This window comes from Hydrogenophaga sp. FW305-3-2-15-A-LB1 (assembly GCF_058787875.1).
Window position 1 is genome coordinate 44,374 of sequence record NZ_JBYTAE010000005.1, and the last position, 18,140, is coordinate 62,513.

The following is an 18,140-nucleotide window of genomic DNA, read 5'->3' on the forward strand; positions in this document are numbered from 1 at the left end:
ACACGCTCGCGCTGCACGGGGGGGCCGCCCCCGCCCCCCCCCCCCTGGGGGGGGCGGGGGGTGCGCGCCGCCGACAGCGGAATCGGTTCACACGACGCGGCGGGGCGCACCAGGGTGTCCATGTTCATTTCACCTCGAATCGGGCGACGTTGTTGCGCGCGTAGCGCGTCACGTCGAACGGCTTGCCACGCACAGTAACCTGAGCGACCTCGGCACGGCCAAGCACCACGGTGTAAGGCGGCGCGCTGGAAAAATCGACGGCGTCACCGGCTTGCAGAACGCGCTGGATGACGACACTGCCGGAGCCATTGACGACCTCCACCCAAGATTCGCCGGTGGCGGCAATGGTGAGCAGGCTGCCCGATGCGGGTGCGGCAGGCGCCGCGGCAGCCGGGGCCACGGGCGGCACCGCAGCCACGGCCGGAGCAGCCGCAGGCGACGCGGACACCGGTGCGGGTGCCGCCACAGGCGCCGCGGGTGTCGCACCTCCTGTGGGAGGAGCCACAGGCGCACCTGCCGCAGCGGGTTCCTGAACAGGCTCGGGCTCCACCGCCGCCACCGGTTCCGCCGGTTGCTCCAGCGGCGTGACCACGTTGCCCGCCTCGGCCTGCGCAGGCTCCTGCGCGGACTCTTCCGCGCGCGGCAGGAACACGATCACCAGCGCGCCCAGCAGCAGCACGATCGCGGCCAGCAGCGCGGGGCGCGAGAGCCAGCTCAAGGGGTTGATGGGGGCCGGGTCGTGCGCGGGCTGGAAGGGGGCGTTGATCGCATGGCGCGAACCACCCAGTTCAGGGATGCCTCCCTGCGGAATCTGTTCGAGGATCGGCGCCGGATCCACCTTGAGGTGGCGGCATGCGCTGGACGCCAGCGCGCGCGCGAAGGTCAGGTCGGGCAGTTCGCTGTAGCGCCCTGCTTCCAGGGCTTCGAGTTTTTTCACCGGGACCTTGAGGGCCGCGGCGAGCGCTGCAATATGCAAGCCCGCCGCCTCGCGCGCCGCGCGCAGCAGCACCGGGCGCGAAGCACCCTCCCCGGCCGCCGTGGCGCCCTCGTTGGCATACACCTCATTCATCAAATGCTCTCCGCTGATACGACGCCCACTCACGCGAGTCCGGATAACGCCGGCTCAGTTGCTGGGCCAGTTGGGCCATGGCTTCGGCGTTGCCCATGCGGTGCTCCACCTTGATGCCCAGCCACAGGGTTTCGGCATTGGCCAGCTCGCTGTTGTTCAGCCGGCGAATGGTGAACTGCGCCTTCGCGTTCTCGCCGCGGCGGAACTGCAAGGCCGCCAGGTTGTAGGCCGTGATGGGGTTGCCAGGATCGAGCTCGTAGGAGCGCGCCAGACTGCCCTCTGCTTCTTCAAACTGCGCCGCCCGCACCTGGCAGATGCCCTTGACCATCAGGGTCTTGGCCTGGCCGCCGTACACCGGGCTGGCCAGCGCCTGCTGGAACAGCTCGATCGCCTGCGGGTAGCGGCCTTGCTGGCACGCGAACAGGCCGTAGTGGTGCAGCACGTCCGGATCGCGCGGGCTGAGCAGTTGCGCGCGCTTGAAGCTGTCTTCCGCGAGCCGCAGTTCGTTCAGCCGCGCGTACACCAGGCCGCGCAGCGTGTAGGCCGGCGCATAGTTCGGATCAGCGGCCAACGCCAGCTTGATCTCGTCGAGCGCCACCGTGGTCTGGCCCTGCTCGAAGTAGCCCGAAGCCAGCTCCACCCGAATGCGCGCGCGCTTGCGCGCTTCGGGCTCGTCCGACTCGGTGACCGGTTCGGCACCGGCTGCCACGGCAGCGGCCGTGGTGGCGGGCAGGCCGCGCGTTTGCGCACAGCCGGCCAGCAACACCAGCAGCACACCCAGCCAGAAGCTGGCCACCATGCCACGCGAGCGCGTGCCATGCGCCCCAAAACCGGTGCGGGTCGGATGTGTCATGCCTGCCTTTCCTTTTGAACGAAACGAATGGGGCGCTCGCTGGCATTGCTGCGCCGTTGCGCCAGGCGCTTGGCCGCGTTGGTGCGGTCCAGCACATCGCCCGCGAGCTGACCGCAGGCGGCATCGATGTCGTCCCCACGCGTCTTGCGCACCGTGGTGACCACACCGGCTTCATTGAGCATCTGCCCGAAGCGCTGCACCACCGCGCGTGGAGAGCAGGTCAGCCCCGAGTCCGGGAAAGGGTTGAAAGGAATCAGGTTGATCTTGCACGGCACACCGCGCTCGCCATGCTGCTTGAGCAGGGCCAGCAATTCGCGGGCGTGCTCGGGCTGGTCGTTCACCCCGTCGAGCATGCAGTACTCGAAAGTGATGAAGTCGCGTGGCGCCGCCGGCAGGTAGCGCAGGCAAGCGTCCAGCAGTTCGGCGATGGGGTACTTGCGGTTCAAGGGCACGAGGTCGTCGCGCAGGGGGTCGTTGGGGGCGTGCAGCGACACCGCCAGGGCCACTGGACAATCCTGCGCCAGGCGATCGATCATCGGCACCACGCCCGAGGTGGACACCGTCACGCGGCGGCGCGACAGGCCGTAGCCATGGTCATCGAGCATGGCGCGCAGCGCCGGCACCAGCGCGTGGTAGTTCTGCAAGGGTTCGCCCATGCCCATCATGACCACGTTCGTGATCACGCGTTCCCCGCGTTTCAGGTGACGGCGAAGAAAATGCTCGGCATGCCACAGCTGGGCCAGGATCTCACCGGTGGTGAGGTTGCGCGAAAAGCCCTGGTGGCCGGTGGAGCAGAAGCGGCAGCCCACGGCGCAACCGGCCTGGGAGGAAATGCACAGCGTGCCGCGGTCTTCCTCGGGGATGAACACGGTTTCCACCGCGTTGCCATCGCCCACATCGAAGAGCCACTTGATGGTGCCGTCGGCCGAGTCCTGGCGCGAGAGCACGGGCAGGTCGGTGATGGTGCAGACGCCGGGCAGCTTGTCGCGCAGGCTGCGCGCCAGGTCCGTCATCTGGGCGAAGTCCGACGCCCCTTTTTGATGGATCCAGCGAAACAGCTGGACGGCGCGAAAGCGCTTCTCGCCCAGCTGCTCGCAAAAGGCGGCCAAACCCTCGAGATCGAAGTCGAGCAGATTGGCCGTCATACCATGATCAACGCGAGTAGACGTTGAGGCCGGCAAAGAAGAATGCCACTTCGGCGGCAGCCGTCTCGGGCGCGTCCGAGCCGTGCACGGCGTTGGCGTCGATGCTGTCGGCGAAGTCGGCGCGGATGGTGCCGGCAGCGGCCTTCTTGGGATCGGTGGCGCCCATCAGGTCGCGGTTCTTGGCGATGGCGCCTTCGCCTTCGAGCGCCTGGATCATCACGGGGCCGGAGATCATGAAGTCGACCAGGTCCTTGAAGAAGGGACGGGCCTTGTGCACGGCGTAGAAAGCTTCGGCTTCGCCGCGCGAGAGGTGGGCCATGCGAGCGGCCACGACCTTCAGGCCAGCGGCTTCAAAGCGGGCGTAAATCTGGCCGATGACGTTCTTGGCGACGGCGTCGGGCTTGATGATCGAGAGGGTGCGTTCGATGGCCATAGGAATCCTGAAGTTTCTTGGTTGAATTTGCCGAAGCCACAAGGCCTCACAAAGCCCACGATTCTACATTGCTCGGGTGTCCGTGCCGTGGAACGTGGGCGTGGGAAGCGCCATTCAGCGCCCGCCCGAACGTCCGCCACCCCGGCGCCGGCCACCGCCCGGCGGGCCTCCGCGGCCGGCGTCCTGCTCGCGCCGGCGCTGCAGGGCGTCCTGACCGATGTAACCGAAGGAGGTTTTCATCGGGTCCGGCTGCGAACCCGCACTCCCCTGCCCCTTGCCCGGGCCCTTGGCGCCACGCGGCTTGGCGCCACCCGGCGCCCCGCCCATGCCGTAGCCGCTGTTGGTCCGGCGATCGCCGAAACCGGGGCCGTCCGCACGGCTGCCTGGCGGTTTGCCCTGGGTGCGGCCTCCCTTGCCGCCTTGTTTGCCCCGCTGGGCAGGGTGCCGGCCGCCGGGGCGCGGGCCACGCGGCTCGTCGGCCTCCACCAGCCCTGCCGCGGCGGTCAACCGGGCGATGTCGCGGTCGTCGAGTTCCAGCCACACGCCGCGCTTGAGCCCGCGCGGCAGCATCACCGCGCCATAACGGATGCGGATCAGCCGGCTGACCGCATGGCCAACGGCTTCGAACATGCGGCGCACCTCGCGGTTGCGGCCCTCGCCGATCGTCACGCGGTACCAGCAGTTGGCGCCCTCGCCGCCGCCATCCTCGATGGAGGCGAACTGGGCCACGCCGTCGTCCAGGCGCACGCCGTCCAGCAGCCGCTGTTTCTCCTCGTTGGACAAGGCGCCCAGCACGCGCACGGCGTATTCCCGCTGCAAACCGAAACGGGGGTGCATCAGCCGATTGGCCAGTTCGCCCGAGTTGGTCAGCAACAGCAGGCCTTCGGTGTTGAGGTCGAGTCGGCCCACCGACTGCCACTTGCCCTGCATCAGCTTGGGCAGGCGGCGGAACACGGTCGGGCGGTTCTGCGGGTCGTCGTGAGAGACCACCTCCCCGGCGGGCTTGTGGTAGGCCAGCACGCGCGGCGGCGGCGGCGTCATGCGCACGCGCACCGGCTTGCCGTTGACCTTGATGACGTCCCCGAACTGGATGCGCTGCCCGATGTGGGCTGGCTCGCCGTTGACCGAGATGCGGCCTTCCAGGATGAGTTGCTCCATCTCCAGCCGCGAGCCCATGCCGGCCTGCGCCAGCACCTTGTGCAGCTTGGGCGACTCGGCCTGCGGCGCGAGCACGCGCTTGGTCGGCAGCGGCAGGGCTTGCTCCTGTTCTGCATCGAAGGCCCCGCTGACCACGTCGTCGAAACGCAGGGCTTCGGCATCGGCGGCCTCTCGAGGGCCCGCGACAGGGGCCGGCTCCATGCCCGCGGCCTGAGGCGGCACCGTGTTCTCGGCGGGCGGCAACGTCGCGTCGGGGGTCGACTCAGGCGTCGCTGGGGGGGTGTTCGCCGGGTTCATGGTGTTCCTGGGTGGAGGGATCGGCTCTCTGCAGATCGGGGGTGGGGGTCTCGGCGTCAGCCGGCAAGTCGGCGGTCGCCGTTGCTTCGGGCGCATCCGCCACGGCAATCTCGGTATCGATCGCGACCTCTGCCACTTCGGGCGACAGGTTGGACGACAGCGCTTCGAAGTCCAGCCGGTCCAGGGCCGATTCCTGGATTTCATTGCCCTCGAGTGGGGGCAACTGATCGAGCGACGACAGGCCCAGGTCGTCGAGAAACTGGCGCGTGGTGGCGAACAGCGCGGGACGGCCCACGGTTTCGCGGTGGCCGATGACCTCGACCCAACCCCGGTCCTCCAACTGCTTGATGATGAGCGAGTTGATGGTCACGCCGCGGATGTCTTCCATGTCGCCCCGCGTCACCGGCTGGCGGTAGGCAATGATGGCCAGCGTCTCCATGGTGGCGCGGCTGTAACGAGGCGGCTTTTCGGGGTGCAAACGGTCCAGGTAGGGGCGCAGTTCGGGCCGGCTCTGGAAACGCCAGCCACTGGCCACTTGCACCAGTTCGACGCCGCGGCCGGTCCATTCCAGTTGAAGGTCGACCAGCAAGGTCTTGAGCGTGTCCGCCGAGACTTCGGCGTCGAACAGCGTGCCCAGTTCCCGCACAGACAGGGGCTGGGGCGCGCAGATCAACGCCGTCTCGAGGACGCGCTTGGCATCCGTGGTGTTCATGGTGTCAGTCTGTCAAAAACCGGCATGGACCGGGACGGTACAGGGGTGGGCACGGGGCCCGTTGCTCAAACCGGCGAGGACGGCGGTGGCCGTCGGCTCGGAACGCCGGGGAAGAACCTGTTGCCTGGCAGGGCAAAAATTGGGGGATCGTGAGGTCAGGACCTCGACACGCCGCGCAGCGGGGGTCGCACGGTAGCGCTCACTCGAGGAATCCGCTGCCCAGACCCGGCTCATTGTACCGGAGGCCGTTGCCATCGATGGCGGCCAGCAGGTCCGGCGGCGGGGCCGATTGAAACGCCAGCGGCTCGCCGGTGATCGGATGCCGCAGCGACAGGCGCGCCGCATGCAGGGCCTGGCGGCCCATGCCCCAGAGCGGGCGACCACCGTAGAGCGCATCCCCGACCAGGGGATGACCCAACCAGGCCATGTGCACGCGGATCTGGTGCGTGCGCCCCGTGTGAAGCTTGCAGGCCACCAGGCAGGCCTGGTCAGACCCATCGAGCAGGCGGATGGTGGTCTGCGCCGTTTTCCCGATGCCGGTGTCGGCGCGCACGACGGCCATGCGCAGGCGGTTGTGCACGTCGCGCCCGATGGGCTGGTCCACGCCCTTCTCGGCCGCGCCCTGCCAGCGGCCATGGGCCAGGGCAAGGTACTGGCGATTCACCTCGCGCGCGGCGATGGCTCGCACCAGCGCCTCCACGGCCTGGCGCGATTTGCCCACGAGCATGAGGCCCGAGGTGTCCTTGTCCAGGCGGTGCACGATACCGGCGCGCGGCAACGCCGCAGCGCCGGCGTGGTGCGCCAGCAGACCGTTGAGCAACGTGCCGGTCCAGTGCCCCGCCGCCGGGTGCACCACCAGGCCGGCGGGCTTCTGGATCACCAGCAGGTCGGCGTCCTCGAACACCACGTCCAGCGCCATGGCCTGCGCCACAAAGGCCTGCGCCTGCTGCGTGGGGCGCAGCTCCACCGCCAACCGGTCGCCCACGGCGATGCGGGCCGACGGCTTGCGCAGGGCCGTGCCACGCATCACGACAGCGCCGTCGGCCATCAGTTGCTGCAGGTAGGAACGGGAGAATTCGGGAATCAGCTGTGCCAGCGCGCGATCGATGCGCCAGCCATGCATGGCAGCGGGTACTTCGCAGATCCGCGTTTCCATTTCCGCCGTGAGTTCGTCGAGCACGGCGCCCGCCTCCGATTCGAGACCCGGCATGGAACCTCCTGTCACATCCCCCGTCGATATAATTTGCGAAGCCAAGTCCATTGTTCCGTTGTAAAGGTGCACCCGTGAAGTTGACGTCCAGATTATCGGCTGTGCCCCTGTGCGCGATGGCCTCGGCGCTGGTGCTCAGCGCATGCAGCACCACGCCCGTGGATGAAACGGCCGGCTGGAGCCCGAACCGAATCTACAGCGAAGCGACCGAAGAGCGTGCCGCCGGCAACTACGAGAAGTCGGTGACGCTGTACGAAAAGCTCGAAGGCCGTGCCGCCGGCACCCCCCTGGCCCAGCAGGCCCAGCTCGACAAGGCTTACGCGCAGTACAAGGCCGGCGAACAAGCCCAGGCGCTGGCCACCCTCGACCGCTTTCAGAAGCTCCATCCCACCAGCCCGGCGATGGACTATGCCCTGTACCTCAAGGGGCTGGTGAATTTCAACGACAACCTCGGCCTCTTCGGCTCGCTGGCGCGTCAGGATCTGTCCGAACGCGATCAGAAAGCCGCCAAGGAATCGTTCGAAGCGTTCCGCGAGCTCGTCTCGCGGTTCCCGGATTCCCGCTACAGCCCCGATGCCCGGGACCGCATGACGTACATCGTCAACTCGCTGGCGCAGTACGAGGTCCATGTCGCGCGCTACTACCACAGCCGGGGCGCCTACGTGGCGGCCATCAACCGCGCTCAGACGGCCTTGACCGACTACGTCAACGCGCCGGCCCTCGAAGAAGCCCTCTTCATCATGCTGCGGTCCTATGAGGCGCTGGGCCTGACGCAGTTGCGCGACGACACCCGCCGCGTGATGCAGGCCAGCTACCCGAACAGCGAGTACCTGAGCCAGGGTTTCAAGTCCAAAGACGATCCCTGGTGGAAGATCTGGTAAGCACCAGCGCATCGAGGCGGGCGACCATGTCCGCCTCGTCCACCAGCCGGCTCATGGCCGGCAACGCCCCCAGCAGACGGTTGCCATAAGACCGGGTGACCAAGCGCCGGTCGCCGATCACCAGAATCCCCTGGTCGGTCTCGGAGCGGATCAAACGCCCTGCCCCCTGCTTGAGCGCCATGGCGGCTTCGGGCAGAAAGGCGTCGTTGAAAGCGCTCAAGCCCTGCGCCTCCAGGCGCTGGCCGCGCGCCTGCATCAAGGGATCGTCCGGTGGTGGAAAAGGCAGCTTGTCGATGACCAACAGCTGCAGCGCGTCGCCGGGCAGATCCACGCCCTCCCAGAACGACGCCGACGCCACCAGCACGGACGGTTCGCCCGCTTGGCGAAACCGCGCCAACAGCGCGCGCTTGGACAAGCGCCCCTGCGCCAACACCTGAAGCGGCGCGCAACGCCCTTGCGCCACCAGGCCCTGCAGATGATCAGCCATGCGCGATGCGGCGCGCAAAGTGGTGGTCAACACCAGGGTGCGGCCACCCAGTCGGGATGCCCAGCGCGCCACCGCGTCGGCGAGCGCCGGCGTGTGAGAGGCGTCGGCGGGCTCGGGCAGGTCGTGGGGCACATACAGCGCCGCCTGGGCCGCGTGATCGAACGGGCTGGGCACGCGCAGGGTGCGCAAACCCGGCAGCGCATCCAGACCGAGGCCCCGGGTGAACCAGCTCAGCCCGTCGTCGCTGCCCAAGGTCGCCGACGAGAACACCCAGCTGCGCCGGCCCGCCGATTCGTCCAGCAAGGGCTGGAACAGGCGGGCGCTGTCGGACGGCGCGCACACGGCGCGCCAATGCCGGGCTTCACCCCACTCCACCCAGCGAACCATGTCGGTCGCCGGCATGCCGGTGGCCATGCCTTGCCACACCGACAGCAAGGCCTGCACCCGCGCCTGCAGGCGCTCCAGTTCCGCCGAGGCTTGCGCGGTGGCGGTCAGCGCCTCCTGGCTGGCCGTCAACGCCTGGCTCAGTTCGATGCCGCAGCGCTGCCAGTCGGCCGCGTCAACACCTTCGGGCGCCATGCCTTGCCAACGGTAGCGGCCACCACTGCCACCGGCCTGGCGGGGCAAGGCGGCCATCGCGCGCGCGGCCTGTTCGATCGCCAGTGCCAGGTGGGCCCACGGCCGCTGGCCCCGCGCCCACTGCGGCCCCTGGGTGGCCAGATCGCGCGCCAGTTCCCGCAACTGCCCCGTCCCGAGCGTGCGCCCCAGAAACGGAATGCCGGTGTCGTTCAGCTGATGCGCTTCGTCGAACACCACCACCTCGGCGGCTGGCAGCAACGAGGCCACGCCCGACTCCAGCAACAGCTGATCCGAAAAGAACAGGTGGTGGTTGATCACCACCCACTCGGCCTGCAAGGCCTCGCCGCGCGCGCGGTTGACATGGCAATCGCCGTGGCGCGGGCAGCTCGCGCCCAGGCAGTTGTCCCGGGTGGATGTGACCATCGGGCGCAGCGGCGAGCGTTCGTCCAGGGCCTCCAGTTCGGCCAGGTCGCCGCTGCGCGAGCGGTTCGCCCAGCTCAGCACCTGGGCCAACCCGGCCGTGATGGCAGGGTCGCGCAGGCCGACCGACGCCGGCCCATGCAAGGCCTGCTCCAGTCGATGCAGGCAGACGTAACTCGACCGCCCCTTGAGCAGGGCCACGCGCACCGGCAGACCGAGTGCGCGAACCACGGCGGGAATGTCGCGCGTGAACAGCTGGTCCTGCAAGGCCTGGGTGGCGGTGGACAGCAGAGCACGCCGGCCACTGAGCAGCAAGGGCACGAGGTAGGCGAAGGTCTTGCCCACCCCGGTGCCCGCTTCGACGGCCAGGCCATGGCCGTCTTCGATGGCGCGGGACACGGCGGCGGCCATGTCGAGCTGCCCCTGACGCGGGCGCAGACTGCCGTGCGCGCGCGCCAAGGGTCCGTCGGCGGCAAACGCGGCTGCCACGCCGTTTTCAAGCGCGCTCAAGCCGCCTCCAGGCCCTGCCAGGCACCGTTGAGCAGGCCCACGCCGCCGGACGGCGGACCGGCGCGCAAGGGTTCACGGTTTCGGCCTTTGCCGGGCTTCGCGCAGCGCATATGTGGATACCATTGCACCCATTTCCCCACCCGCACAGACCGATCAGCACCTTCATGTCCAAAGGCTACCGCATCCAGGCCTCCACCGGCATCCACCGGGGCGATCGCGATTACCAGCAAGACCAGGTCAGCCTGCTGCACCATCCGCGCCACGGCACCTGCCTGCTCGCGGTGCTGGCCGACGGGATGGGGGGTCGCAGCGGCGGACGCAAAGCCTCCGACCAGGTGATGCTCACGGCGCGGCAGCTGTTCGAGCGCTACGACCCCGAGACGGACGATGCCGCCGCGCTGCTGCGCCAGATCGTCGAAGAGTCGCACCTGGTGATCAAGCTCACGGCTGTCTCGGCCGAACAGGAGCCGCACAGCACCATCGCCGCCTTCCTCATCAACCCGGGTGGCGACAGCCACTGGGTGCACGCAGGCGACTCGCGCATCTACCACTTCCGCAATGGCCGGATGGTCTTTCGCACGATGGACCATTCCTACGTGCAGACCCTGGTCAACCAGGGCGAGATCAGCGAGGAAGAGGCGTTGGACCACCCGCATGCCAACATCCTGATGGGCTGCCTGGGCACGGAGAACGATCCGCCAGTGGACCTGCACGTGGTGCCCCAGCTGAGCGCGGGTGACGCGATCATGGCCTGCAGCGACGGCATCTGGCACTACTTCACCCCGGAAGAACTCTCCAGCACGATCGCCATGCTCTCGCCCCGCGAGGCTTGCGAGTTCCTGATCCAGAAGGCGCGCTCGCGCGCCAAGGGCATGGGCGACAACCTGTCGCTGACGATCGTCAAACTCGACCCGCTCGGCTGAAGCGGGGTTCAAGTCAGCCCGGTGTCCACCAACCGGTGCTCCAGCGACAGGAATTCCTGCGACTGCATCTCGGTCAGGCGCGAGACGGTGCGCGGGAATTCGTGCGACATCGGCCCTTCCACGTACAGATCCTCGGGAGGCACGGCGGCGGACATCACCAGCTTGACCCGCCGGTCGTAGAGCACATCCACCAGCCAGGTGAAGCGCCGCGCTTCCGACGCCTGGCGCACCGACATCTGCGGCACGTTCGACAGCATGAGCGTGTGGAACTGGGAAGCGATCTCGAGGTAGTCGTTCTGCGAACGGGGTCCACCGCACAGGGTGCGGAAGTCGAACCAGATCACGCCGCCTGAGCGCCGCAGCGCCTGGATCTGCCGCGCTTCGATGTGCATGACCGCATCGTGGTCGCCCATCTCGGCCAACTCATTGAAGGTGGCCTCCATCGCGGCATCGGCCTGCGGCCCCAGCGGGCAGTGGTAGAGCTGGATGTGGTTGAGCGTGCGCTGGCGGTAGTCGGTGCCGTTGTCCACGCTCAGCACCTCCAGCCGCTGTTTAAGCAGTTCGATCGCGGGCAGGATGCGGTCGCGGTGCAGCCCGTCGGGGTACAGGTCGTCCGGGCGGAAGTTGGACGTGGTGACGAACCCCACGCCTGCCTTGAACAGCGCGTCCAGCAGGCGGTGCAGGATCATCGCGTCGGTCACGTCGGCCACATGGAACTCATCGAAGCAGATGAGCTTGTAGCGCTTGGCGATGCGCGCGCCGAGCTCGTCCAGCGGATTGACCGTGCCCTGCAACTCGCGCAGTTCGCGGTGCACCTCGCGCATGAACTCGTGGAAATGCAGCCGCGTCTTGCGACGCAGCGGCACCGCCTCGAAAAAGCACTCCATGAGGAAACTCTTGCCCCGGCCCACGCCGCCGTACATGTAGACGCCGCGCGGGATCTCGGGATTGATGAAGAGCTTCTTCAGCGAGTTCGAGCGCTTCTGCTTGTATACCGCCCACTCGGCCGCGCACCGCTCCAGCGCGTCGATGGCGCGCTGTTGGGCGGGGTCCGTCGTGTAGCCGCGCTCCTTGAGCGCGGCCTCGTACGTGCTGCGGACGCTCAAGATCGGCGCTTAGAAGTTCAGCGTGCGCTTGTCCACCGCCAGCGCGGCTTCCTTCGTCGCCTCCGACAGCGAAGGGTGGGCGTGGCAGATGCGCGCGATGTCCTCGGCGCTGGCCTTGAACTCCATGGCCACCACGGCTTCGGCGATCAGTTCGCTGGCCATGGGGCCCACGATGTGCACGCCGAGGATTTCGTCGGTGGTCGCGTCGGCCAGGAACTTCACCATGCCGGTGGTGTCGCCCAGCGCCCGCGCACGGCCGTTGGCCAGGAACGGGAAGGTGCCGGCCTTGTACTTCACGCCGTCGGCCTTGAGCTGCTGCTCGGTGCGGCCCACCCAGGCGATCTCGGGGCTGGTGTAGATCACCCAGGGGATGGTGTTGAAGTTGACGTGTCCGTGCTGGCCGGCGATGCGCTCGGCCACGGCCACGCCCTCTTCTTCCGCCTTGTGCGCCAGCATGGGGCCACGCACCACGTCGCCCACGGCCCACACACCCTTGAGGCTGGTGCGGCATTCGCCGTCCACCACGATGGCGCCGCGCTCGTCGAGCTGCAGGCCCACGGCCTCGGCATTCAGGCCGATGGTGTTGGGCACACGGCCGATGGAGACGATCAGCTTGTCGGCGTCAATGCTCTGCGCTTCGCCCTTGGCGTTCGTGTAGGCCACGCTCACGCCCTTCTTGCCGGTCTTGACCTCGCCGACCTTCACGCCCAGTTCGATCTTCAGGCCTTGCTTGTCGAAGGCCTTCTTGGCTTCCTTGGCGATCTGCTCGTCCACCGCGCCCAGGAAGGTCGGCAGACCTTCGAGGATGATCACGTCCGAGCCCAGGCGGCGCCAGACCGAGCCCATTTCCAGGCCGATCACGCCGGAGCCGATCAGCACCAGCTTCTTGGGCACGGCGCCGAGGCGCAGCGCGCCGTCGTTGGACAGCACGCTCTCTTCGTCGAACGGCACACCCGGCAGCGCGCGGGCGTTGGAGCCCGTGGCCAGGATGATCTGCTGGCCCGTGATGAGCTCTTCCTTCGCGCCGGTCACCTGGATCTCGTAGCCGGCTTCGACGGCCTTCACGAACGAGCCGCGGCCATGGAAGAAGGTGACCTTGTTCTTCTTGAACAGGTACAGGATGCCGTCGTTGTTCTGCTTCACCACCGTGTCCTTGCGGCCGATCATCTTGGCGATGTCGATCTTCACGTTGGTGGCGCTGATGCCATGGTCGGCGAAGTGGTGGTTGGCGTGATCGAAGTGTTCGGACGACTGCAGCAGCGCCTTGCTGGGAATGCAGCCGACGTTGGTGCAGGTGCCACCCGGTGCCGGGCCGCCAGCGGCGTTCTTCCACTCGTCGATGCAGGCGACCTTGAAGCCGAGCTGCGCCGCACGGATGGCGGCGATGTAGCCACCGGGGCCGCCGCCGATCACGACGACGTCAAAGGATTGGGACATGTTGTGTTCCTGAAGTCAAAGGGCCAACGCCCCTGTCGGGGCGTTGGCGAGAGGAGGATCGATCAGATGTCGAACAGGATGCGGGCCGGGTCTTCCAGCGCTTCCTTCATCGCCACCAGACCCAGCACGGCTTCGCGGCCGTCGATGATGCGGTGGTCGTACGACATGGCGAGGTAGTTGATCGGGCGGATCACGATCTGGCCGTTCTCCACCACCGCGCGGTCCTTCGTAGCGTGCACGCCGAGGATGGCCGACTGCGGCGGGTTGATGATGGGCGTGGACAGCATGGAGCCGAAGGTGCCGCCATTGGAAATCGAGAACGTGCCACCGGTGAGGTCGTCCAGACCCAGCTTGCCGTCCTTGGCCTTCTGGCCGAACTCGGCGATCTTCTTTTCGATGTCGGCAAAGCTCATCTGGTCGGCGTTGCGCAGGATGGGCACCACCAGGCCACGGGGCGAACCGACAGCGATGCCGATGTCGAAGTAACCGTGGTAGACGATGTCGCTGCCGTCCACCGAGGCATTGATGATCGGGTACTTCTTGAGCGCATGCACCGCGGCCTTCACGAAGAAGCTCATGAAGCCCAGCTTGACGCCGTGTTCCTTCTCGAACTTTTCCTGGAACTTCTTGCGCATCTCCATCACCGGCGCCATGTTCACCTCGTTGAACGTGGTCAGGATGGCGTTGGTGGATTGCGATTGCAGCAGACGCTCGGCCACGCGCGCGCGCAGGCGGGTCATGGCCACGCGCTCTTCGGGGCGGTCGCCCAGGTCGGGGGCGACCACGGGCACCTGCGGCAGCACCTTGGAAGGCGCGCCGGTGGGGATCGCCACGGGGGCGGCCACGGCGGCCTTGGGCGCGGCCACGGCCGACAGCACGTCGCCCTTGGTCACGCGGCCGTCCTTGCCGGTGCCGGCCACCGAGCCAGCGGCCAGGTTGTTGTCGGCCATCAGCTTGGCGGCGGCGGGCATGGCCACACCGGCCTTGGATTGGGATGTTGCAGCAGCAGCAGCAGCAGCCGGTGCGGCGGCGGGAGCGGCAGCGGCAGGCGCCGCAGCAGCGGGTGCGGGCGCCGCGGCACCGGCGACGGCAGCGGTGTCGATGCGAGCGATCAGCTGGTCGGCGGCCACGGTGGCGCCGTCGCCCTGGACCAGCTCCACCAGCACGCCGGCGGCGGGCGCGGGCACTTCGAGCACGACCTTGTCGGTTTCGATCTCGATCAGGATTTCATCGGCCGCGACGGCTTCGCCGGCCTTCTTCTTCCATGCCAGCAAGGTGGCTTCGGCCACGGATTCGGACAGTTGCGGAACTTTGACTTCTACGATTGCCATGAGTGTTCTACCTGGGGGTTTTGTGGGGTGCGCCGGACGGGCCAGTCACAGGACGTCAACGTCGGGTGACCGGCTCGGGTCCGTTCAGTTCACTTGGTGAGGATGAAGCCTTTGAGCTTGCCGAAAGCGGCTTCGATCAACGTCTTCTGCTGCTCCTGGTGGAGGTGGGCATAACCCACGGCCGGCGATGCGGAGGCCGCACGCCCGGCGTAACCCAGCTTCTGGCCCTCGAGCATGTTCTCGTGGATGTAGTGCTGCACGAAGAACCAGGCGCCCTGGTTCTGCGGCTCGTCCTGGCACCACACGATGTCGGTCGCGTTGGGGTACTTGCGCAGCTCCGCGCCGAACACTTTGTGCGGGAACGGGTACAGCTGCTCCACGCGCACGATCGCCACGTCGTCCGAGCCGCGCTCTTCGCGCTTCTTGACGAGGTCGTAGTACACCTTGCCCGAGCAGCAGATGACGCGCTTGACCTTCTCGGCCTTCTTCACGACGTCGGCGTTCTGCTCCGGGATCACGGTCTGGAAACCGCCCTTGGTGAACTCGGACAGCGGCGAGGTCGCGTCCTTGTTGCGCAGCAGCGACTTGGGCGTGAAGATGATCAGCGGCTTGCGCAGGCCGCGAATCATCTGGCGGCGCAGCACGTGGAAGATCTGGCTCGCGGTGGTGGGCTGCACGACCTGCATGTTGGTGTCGGCGGCCAGCTGCATGAAGCGCTCCAGGCGCGCCGAGCTGTGCTCCGGACCCTGGCCTTCGTAGCCGTGCGGCAGCATCATCGTGATGCCGTTGACGCGGCCCCACTTCACTTCACCGGAGGCGATGAACTGGTCGATCACGACCTGCGCGCCGTTGACGAAGTCGCCGAACTGGGCTTCCCAGATCACCAGCGTGTTCGGGTCGTTCGAGGCGTAGCCGTATTCGAAACCGAGCACGGCCTCTTCGGACAGGATCGAGTCGATCACCACGAACGGGGCCTGGTTGTCGGCCACGTTCTGCAGCGGCACGTAGATGCCTTCGTCGTACTTCTCGCGGTTCTGGTCGTGGATGACGGCGTGGCGGTGGGTGAACGTGCCGCGGCCGCAATCCTCACCCGAGAGGCGCACGGGGAAACCGCTGGCCACCAGCGAGGCAAAAGCCATGTGCTCGCCCATGCCCCAGTCCACCGGAATGTCGCCACGGCCCATGGCCGCGCGATCGGCGTACACCTTCTTCACCAGTTGGTGCGGGGTGACGTTGTCCGGAATCGTGGTCAGGCGATCCGACAGTCGCTTCCACTCGGCCATGGGGATGGCGGAGTCCGCGCTGTCGGTCCACTTCTTGCCCAGGTACGGGCTCCAGTCGACCGCGAACTTGCTCTTGAAGTTGGTCAGCACCGGGTCCACCGTGTGGCGACCGGCGTCCAGCGCGGCACGGTAGGCCTTGACCATGTCGTCGCCCAGCGTCTCGCCCAGGCCCTGCGCGGCCAGCTTGTCGGCGTACAGCTTGCGCGTACCGGGGTGGGCCGCGATCTTCTTGTACATGAGCGGCTGCGTCAGGCTCGGGGTGTCCTGTTCGTTGTGGCCCAGCTTGCGGAAGCAAACAATGTCGACCACCACGTCCTTCTGGAAGGTCATGCGGAAGTCGAGCGCCAGCTGGGTGGCGAACACCACCGCTTCGGGATCGTCGCCGTTCACGTGCAGCACCGGCGCCTCGATCATCTTCACGACGTCGGAGCAGTACAGCGTGGAGCGGCTGTCGCGCGGGTCGGAGGTGGTGAAACCAATCTGGTTGTTGATCACCAGATGCACCGTGCCGCCCGTGGAATAGCCACGGGTTTCGGCCAGCGCCAGGGTTTCCATCACCACGCCCTGGCCGGCAAAGGCGGCATCACCGTGCACCAGCACCGGCAGCACCTGCTTGCCCAGCGGGTCGCCACGGCGGTCCATGCGGGCGCGCACCGAACCTTCCACGACCGGGTTCACGATTTCCAGGTGCGAGGGGTTGAATGCCAGCGACAGGTGCACCGGGCCCCCGGGGGTGGTCACGTCGGAGCTGAAGCCCTGGTGGTACTTCACGTCACCGGCGGGCAGTTCTTCGGGCGCGGTGTGGTCGAACTCGGCAAACAGGTCCTTGGGCATCTTGCCCAGGGTGTTGACCAGCACGTTCAGGCGACCGCGGTGGGCCATGCCGATCACGATTTCCTGCACGCCGATCTGGCCGGCCTGGTTGATCAGCTCGTCCATCGAGGCGATGAAGCTCTCGCCACCTTCCAGCGAGAAGCGCTTCTGGCCCACGTACTTGGTGTGCAGGAAACGCTCCAGGCCTTCGGCGGCCGTCAGGCGGTCGAGGATGTGCTTTTTCTTCTCGGCGTTGAAGGCGGGCTTGGTGCGCGTGGCTTCCAGGCGCTCCTGCCACCAGCGCTTCTGGCTCTGGTCGGTGATGTACATGTACTCGGCACCGATGGAGCCGCAGTACGTCTCGCGCAAGGCGTTGAGCAACTCGCGCAAGGACATGGTTTCCTTGCCGAAGAACGTGTTGCTGGTGTTGAACACGGTCTCGAGGTCGGCGTCGGTGAAACCGTAGAACGAGAGTTCGAGTTCGGGAATGTGGTCGCGCTCGGCGCGCTTGAGCGGATCCAGATCGGCCCAGCGGGCACCGACGTTGCGGTAGGCGGCAATCAGCTGCTGGACGGCGGTGCGCTTGCGGGCGAGCTCGGAGTCGGCACCAGCGGCCACGACGACCTTGGTGCCACCCTGCTTGGCGCGCTCGGCGAAGGCGTTGATGACGGGCAGATGGGGTACGTCGCGGGCGTCGGTGCCATCACCGGCGGGGACGTTCTGCAGCGCGTCGAAGTAACCGCGCCAGTTGTCGGGGACGCTACCGGGATTGTCCAGGTAGTTTTCGTACATCTCTTCCACGTACGGCGCGTTGCCGCCGAAGAGGTAGGAGTTGCCTTTGTAGGCAACATAGACGTTGCCCCCGTTCGATTGGGAATCGCTCATAAATCCGCTGACCTCCGTTTCCCTTCGGGAAACATAAGCTGGTTAAGACAACCTTCCGCGGCACGGCTGAACCGTTAGGCGGATGCGACAGTGACTGTGGAAGGACCTGACTGCAGCCCGCGATTGTGCCACCGCGGGAACAGCCCTGTGTAAAAAGATGCGATGCGGGGGCCGTTCGTCAAGACGCGACGCGGGGCGAGAGGCGCTCGGAGGCCGGCACCGAGCTCGGCTCGTCCATCTCGATCGCGATCTGGGTGCAGACCGTGCGGCACAGGGTAACGGCCTTTTCGCTCTGCACGCGGTAGATCACCTGCGTGCCGTCCTTGCGCTTGGCCAGCACGCCTGCGCGGTAGAGCAGGTTCAGGTGCTGCGACAGATTGGGCTGGGTGGTGTCGATTTCCTGCAACAGCTGGGAAACCGACTTCTCCTTGTCACAAAGCGCACTGAGGATGCGCAGCCGCATGGGGGTGGCGAGCACGCCGAAGAGTTCGGCCGCGAGTTCAAACACGCGGACTTTTTCCACTTGGCCTTCGGACGCGATCATCTGTTCCATGGCGGTCGTTGCTCGTGTAAATATAAGCATGAATTGTACTTACAAACACCCCGAA

The 18,140-nt window shown here is 67.0% G+C and carries 15 protein-coding genes; 2 read left to right on the forward strand and 13 right to left on the reverse strand.

The window, feature by feature from the left end:
• Nucleotides 1-124: 124 nt before the first annotated feature.
• From AC3WPZ_RS02480 to AC3WPZ_RS02510, 7 genes are all read right to left on the reverse strand, one after another.
• Nucleotides 125-1,069 (reverse strand): helix-turn-helix domain-containing protein, encoded by a 945-nt coding sequence (locus AC3WPZ_RS02480; RefSeq protein ID WP_492437942.1) that lies wholly within the window; start codon nucleotides 1,067-1,069, stop codon nucleotides 125-127.
• Nucleotides 1,062-1,922: a type IV pilus biogenesis/stability protein PilW gene (gene pilW / locus AC3WPZ_RS02485; RefSeq protein WP_382324431.1), complete on the reverse strand. Its 861-nt coding sequence runs from the start codon at nucleotides 1,920-1,922 to the stop codon at nucleotides 1,062-1,064. The genes AC3WPZ_RS02480 and pilW overlap by 8 nt, the downstream gene beginning before the upstream one ends.
• The gene (gene rlmN / locus AC3WPZ_RS02490) at nucleotides 1,919-3,067 is read right to left on the reverse strand and encodes a dual-specificity RNA methyltransferase RlmN (RefSeq protein WP_382158427.1); all 1,149 of its coding nucleotides are present in this window, start codon (nucleotides 3,065-3,067) and stop codon (nucleotides 1,919-1,921) included. The genes pilW and rlmN overlap by 4 nt, the downstream gene beginning before the upstream one ends.
• A gap of 7 nt (nucleotides 3,068-3,074) precedes the next feature.
• The gene (ndk, locus tag AC3WPZ_RS02495; protein WP_086123506.1) at nucleotides 3,075-3,500 is read right to left on the reverse strand and encodes a nucleoside-diphosphate kinase; all 426 of its coding nucleotides are present in this window, start codon (nucleotides 3,498-3,500) and stop codon (nucleotides 3,075-3,077) included.
• 114 nt (nucleotides 3,501-3,614) lie between these two features.
• The gene (locus AC3WPZ_RS02500; protein ID WP_492437944.1) at nucleotides 3,615-4,955 is read right to left on the reverse strand and encodes a pseudouridine synthase; all 1,341 of its coding nucleotides are present in this window, start codon (nucleotides 4,953-4,955) and stop codon (nucleotides 3,615-3,617) included.
• Entirely contained in the window at nucleotides 4,921-5,667 is a 747-nt protein-coding gene (scpB, locus tag AC3WPZ_RS02505; protein ID WP_492437946.1) for an SMC-Scp complex subunit ScpB, read from the reverse strand. Before scpB ends, AC3WPZ_RS02500 begins: the two co-directional genes overlap by 35 nt.
• 199 nt (nucleotides 5,668-5,866) lie before the next feature.
• On the reverse strand, nucleotides 5,867-6,877 hold the full coding sequence (locus tag AC3WPZ_RS02510) for an RluA family pseudouridine synthase (RefSeq protein WP_492437948.1): 1,011 nt from the start codon (nucleotides 6,875-6,877) through the stop codon (nucleotides 5,867-5,869).
• 116 nt (nucleotides 6,878-6,993) lie between these two features.
• On the opposite strand from AC3WPZ_RS02510, the gene AC3WPZ_RS02515 reads away from it, so the two are divergent.
• On the forward strand, nucleotides 6,994-7,758 hold the full coding sequence (locus AC3WPZ_RS02515; RefSeq protein WP_291119609.1) for an outer membrane protein assembly factor BamD: 765 nt from the start codon (nucleotides 6,994-6,996) through the stop codon (nucleotides 7,756-7,758).
• Here the strand turns inward: AC3WPZ_RS02515 and yoaA are convergent.
• The gene (gene yoaA, locus AC3WPZ_RS02520) at nucleotides 7,721-9,754 is read right to left on the reverse strand and encodes a DNA repair helicase YoaA (protein WP_492437950.1); all 2,034 of its coding nucleotides are present in this window, start codon (nucleotides 9,752-9,754) and stop codon (nucleotides 7,721-7,723) included. The genes AC3WPZ_RS02515 and yoaA overlap by 38 nt on opposite strands.
• Before the next feature lie 164 nt (nucleotides 9,755-9,918).
• Here yoaA and AC3WPZ_RS02525 point away from each other — a divergent pair, with 164 nt between their 5' ends.
• Nucleotides 9,919-10,677 carry a PP2C family protein-serine/threonine phosphatase gene (locus AC3WPZ_RS02525; protein ID WP_291119577.1) on the forward strand — a complete coding sequence of 253 codons (759 nt, stop codon included), beginning with the start codon at nucleotides 9,919-9,921 and terminating at the stop codon, nucleotides 10,675-10,677.
• A gap of 8 nt (nucleotides 10,678-10,685) precedes the next feature.
• Here the strand turns inward: AC3WPZ_RS02525 and zapE are convergent, their stop codons facing one another.
• The 5 genes from zapE to AC3WPZ_RS02550 all read right to left on the reverse strand — a co-directional run bounded on the left by zapE (nucleotide 10,686) and on the right by AC3WPZ_RS02550 (nucleotide 18,085).
• Nucleotides 10,686-11,783, reverse strand: a complete 1,098-nt coding sequence (gene zapE / locus AC3WPZ_RS02530; RefSeq protein ID WP_492437952.1) for a cell division protein ZapE — start codon at nucleotides 11,781-11,783, stop codon at nucleotides 10,686-10,688.
• A 9-nt stretch (nucleotides 11,784-11,792) separates the two neighbouring features.
• Nucleotides 11,793-13,220 (reverse strand): dihydrolipoyl dehydrogenase, encoded by a 1,428-nt coding sequence (lpdA, locus tag AC3WPZ_RS02535; protein ID WP_382326799.1) that lies wholly within the window; start codon nucleotides 13,218-13,220, stop codon nucleotides 11,793-11,795.
• Between the two features lie 62 nt (nucleotides 13,221-13,282).
• On the reverse strand, nucleotides 13,283-14,551 hold the full coding sequence (gene odhB / locus AC3WPZ_RS02540) for a 2-oxoglutarate dehydrogenase complex dihydrolipoyllysine-residue succinyltransferase (RefSeq protein WP_492437954.1): 1,269 nt from the start codon (nucleotides 14,549-14,551) through the stop codon (nucleotides 13,283-13,285).
• Between the two features lie 89 nt (nucleotides 14,552-14,640).
• Nucleotides 14,641-17,532, reverse strand: a complete 2,892-nt coding sequence (locus AC3WPZ_RS02545) for a 2-oxoglutarate dehydrogenase E1 component (RefSeq protein ID WP_382158437.1) — start codon at nucleotides 17,530-17,532, stop codon at nucleotides 14,641-14,643.
• A 178-nt stretch (nucleotides 17,533-17,710) separates the two neighbouring features.
• Entirely contained in the window at nucleotides 17,711-18,085 is a 375-nt protein-coding gene (locus tag AC3WPZ_RS02550; RefSeq protein WP_204731485.1) for an ArsR/SmtB family transcription factor, read from the reverse strand.
• Between the last annotated feature and the right edge of the window lie 55 nt (nucleotides 18,086-18,140).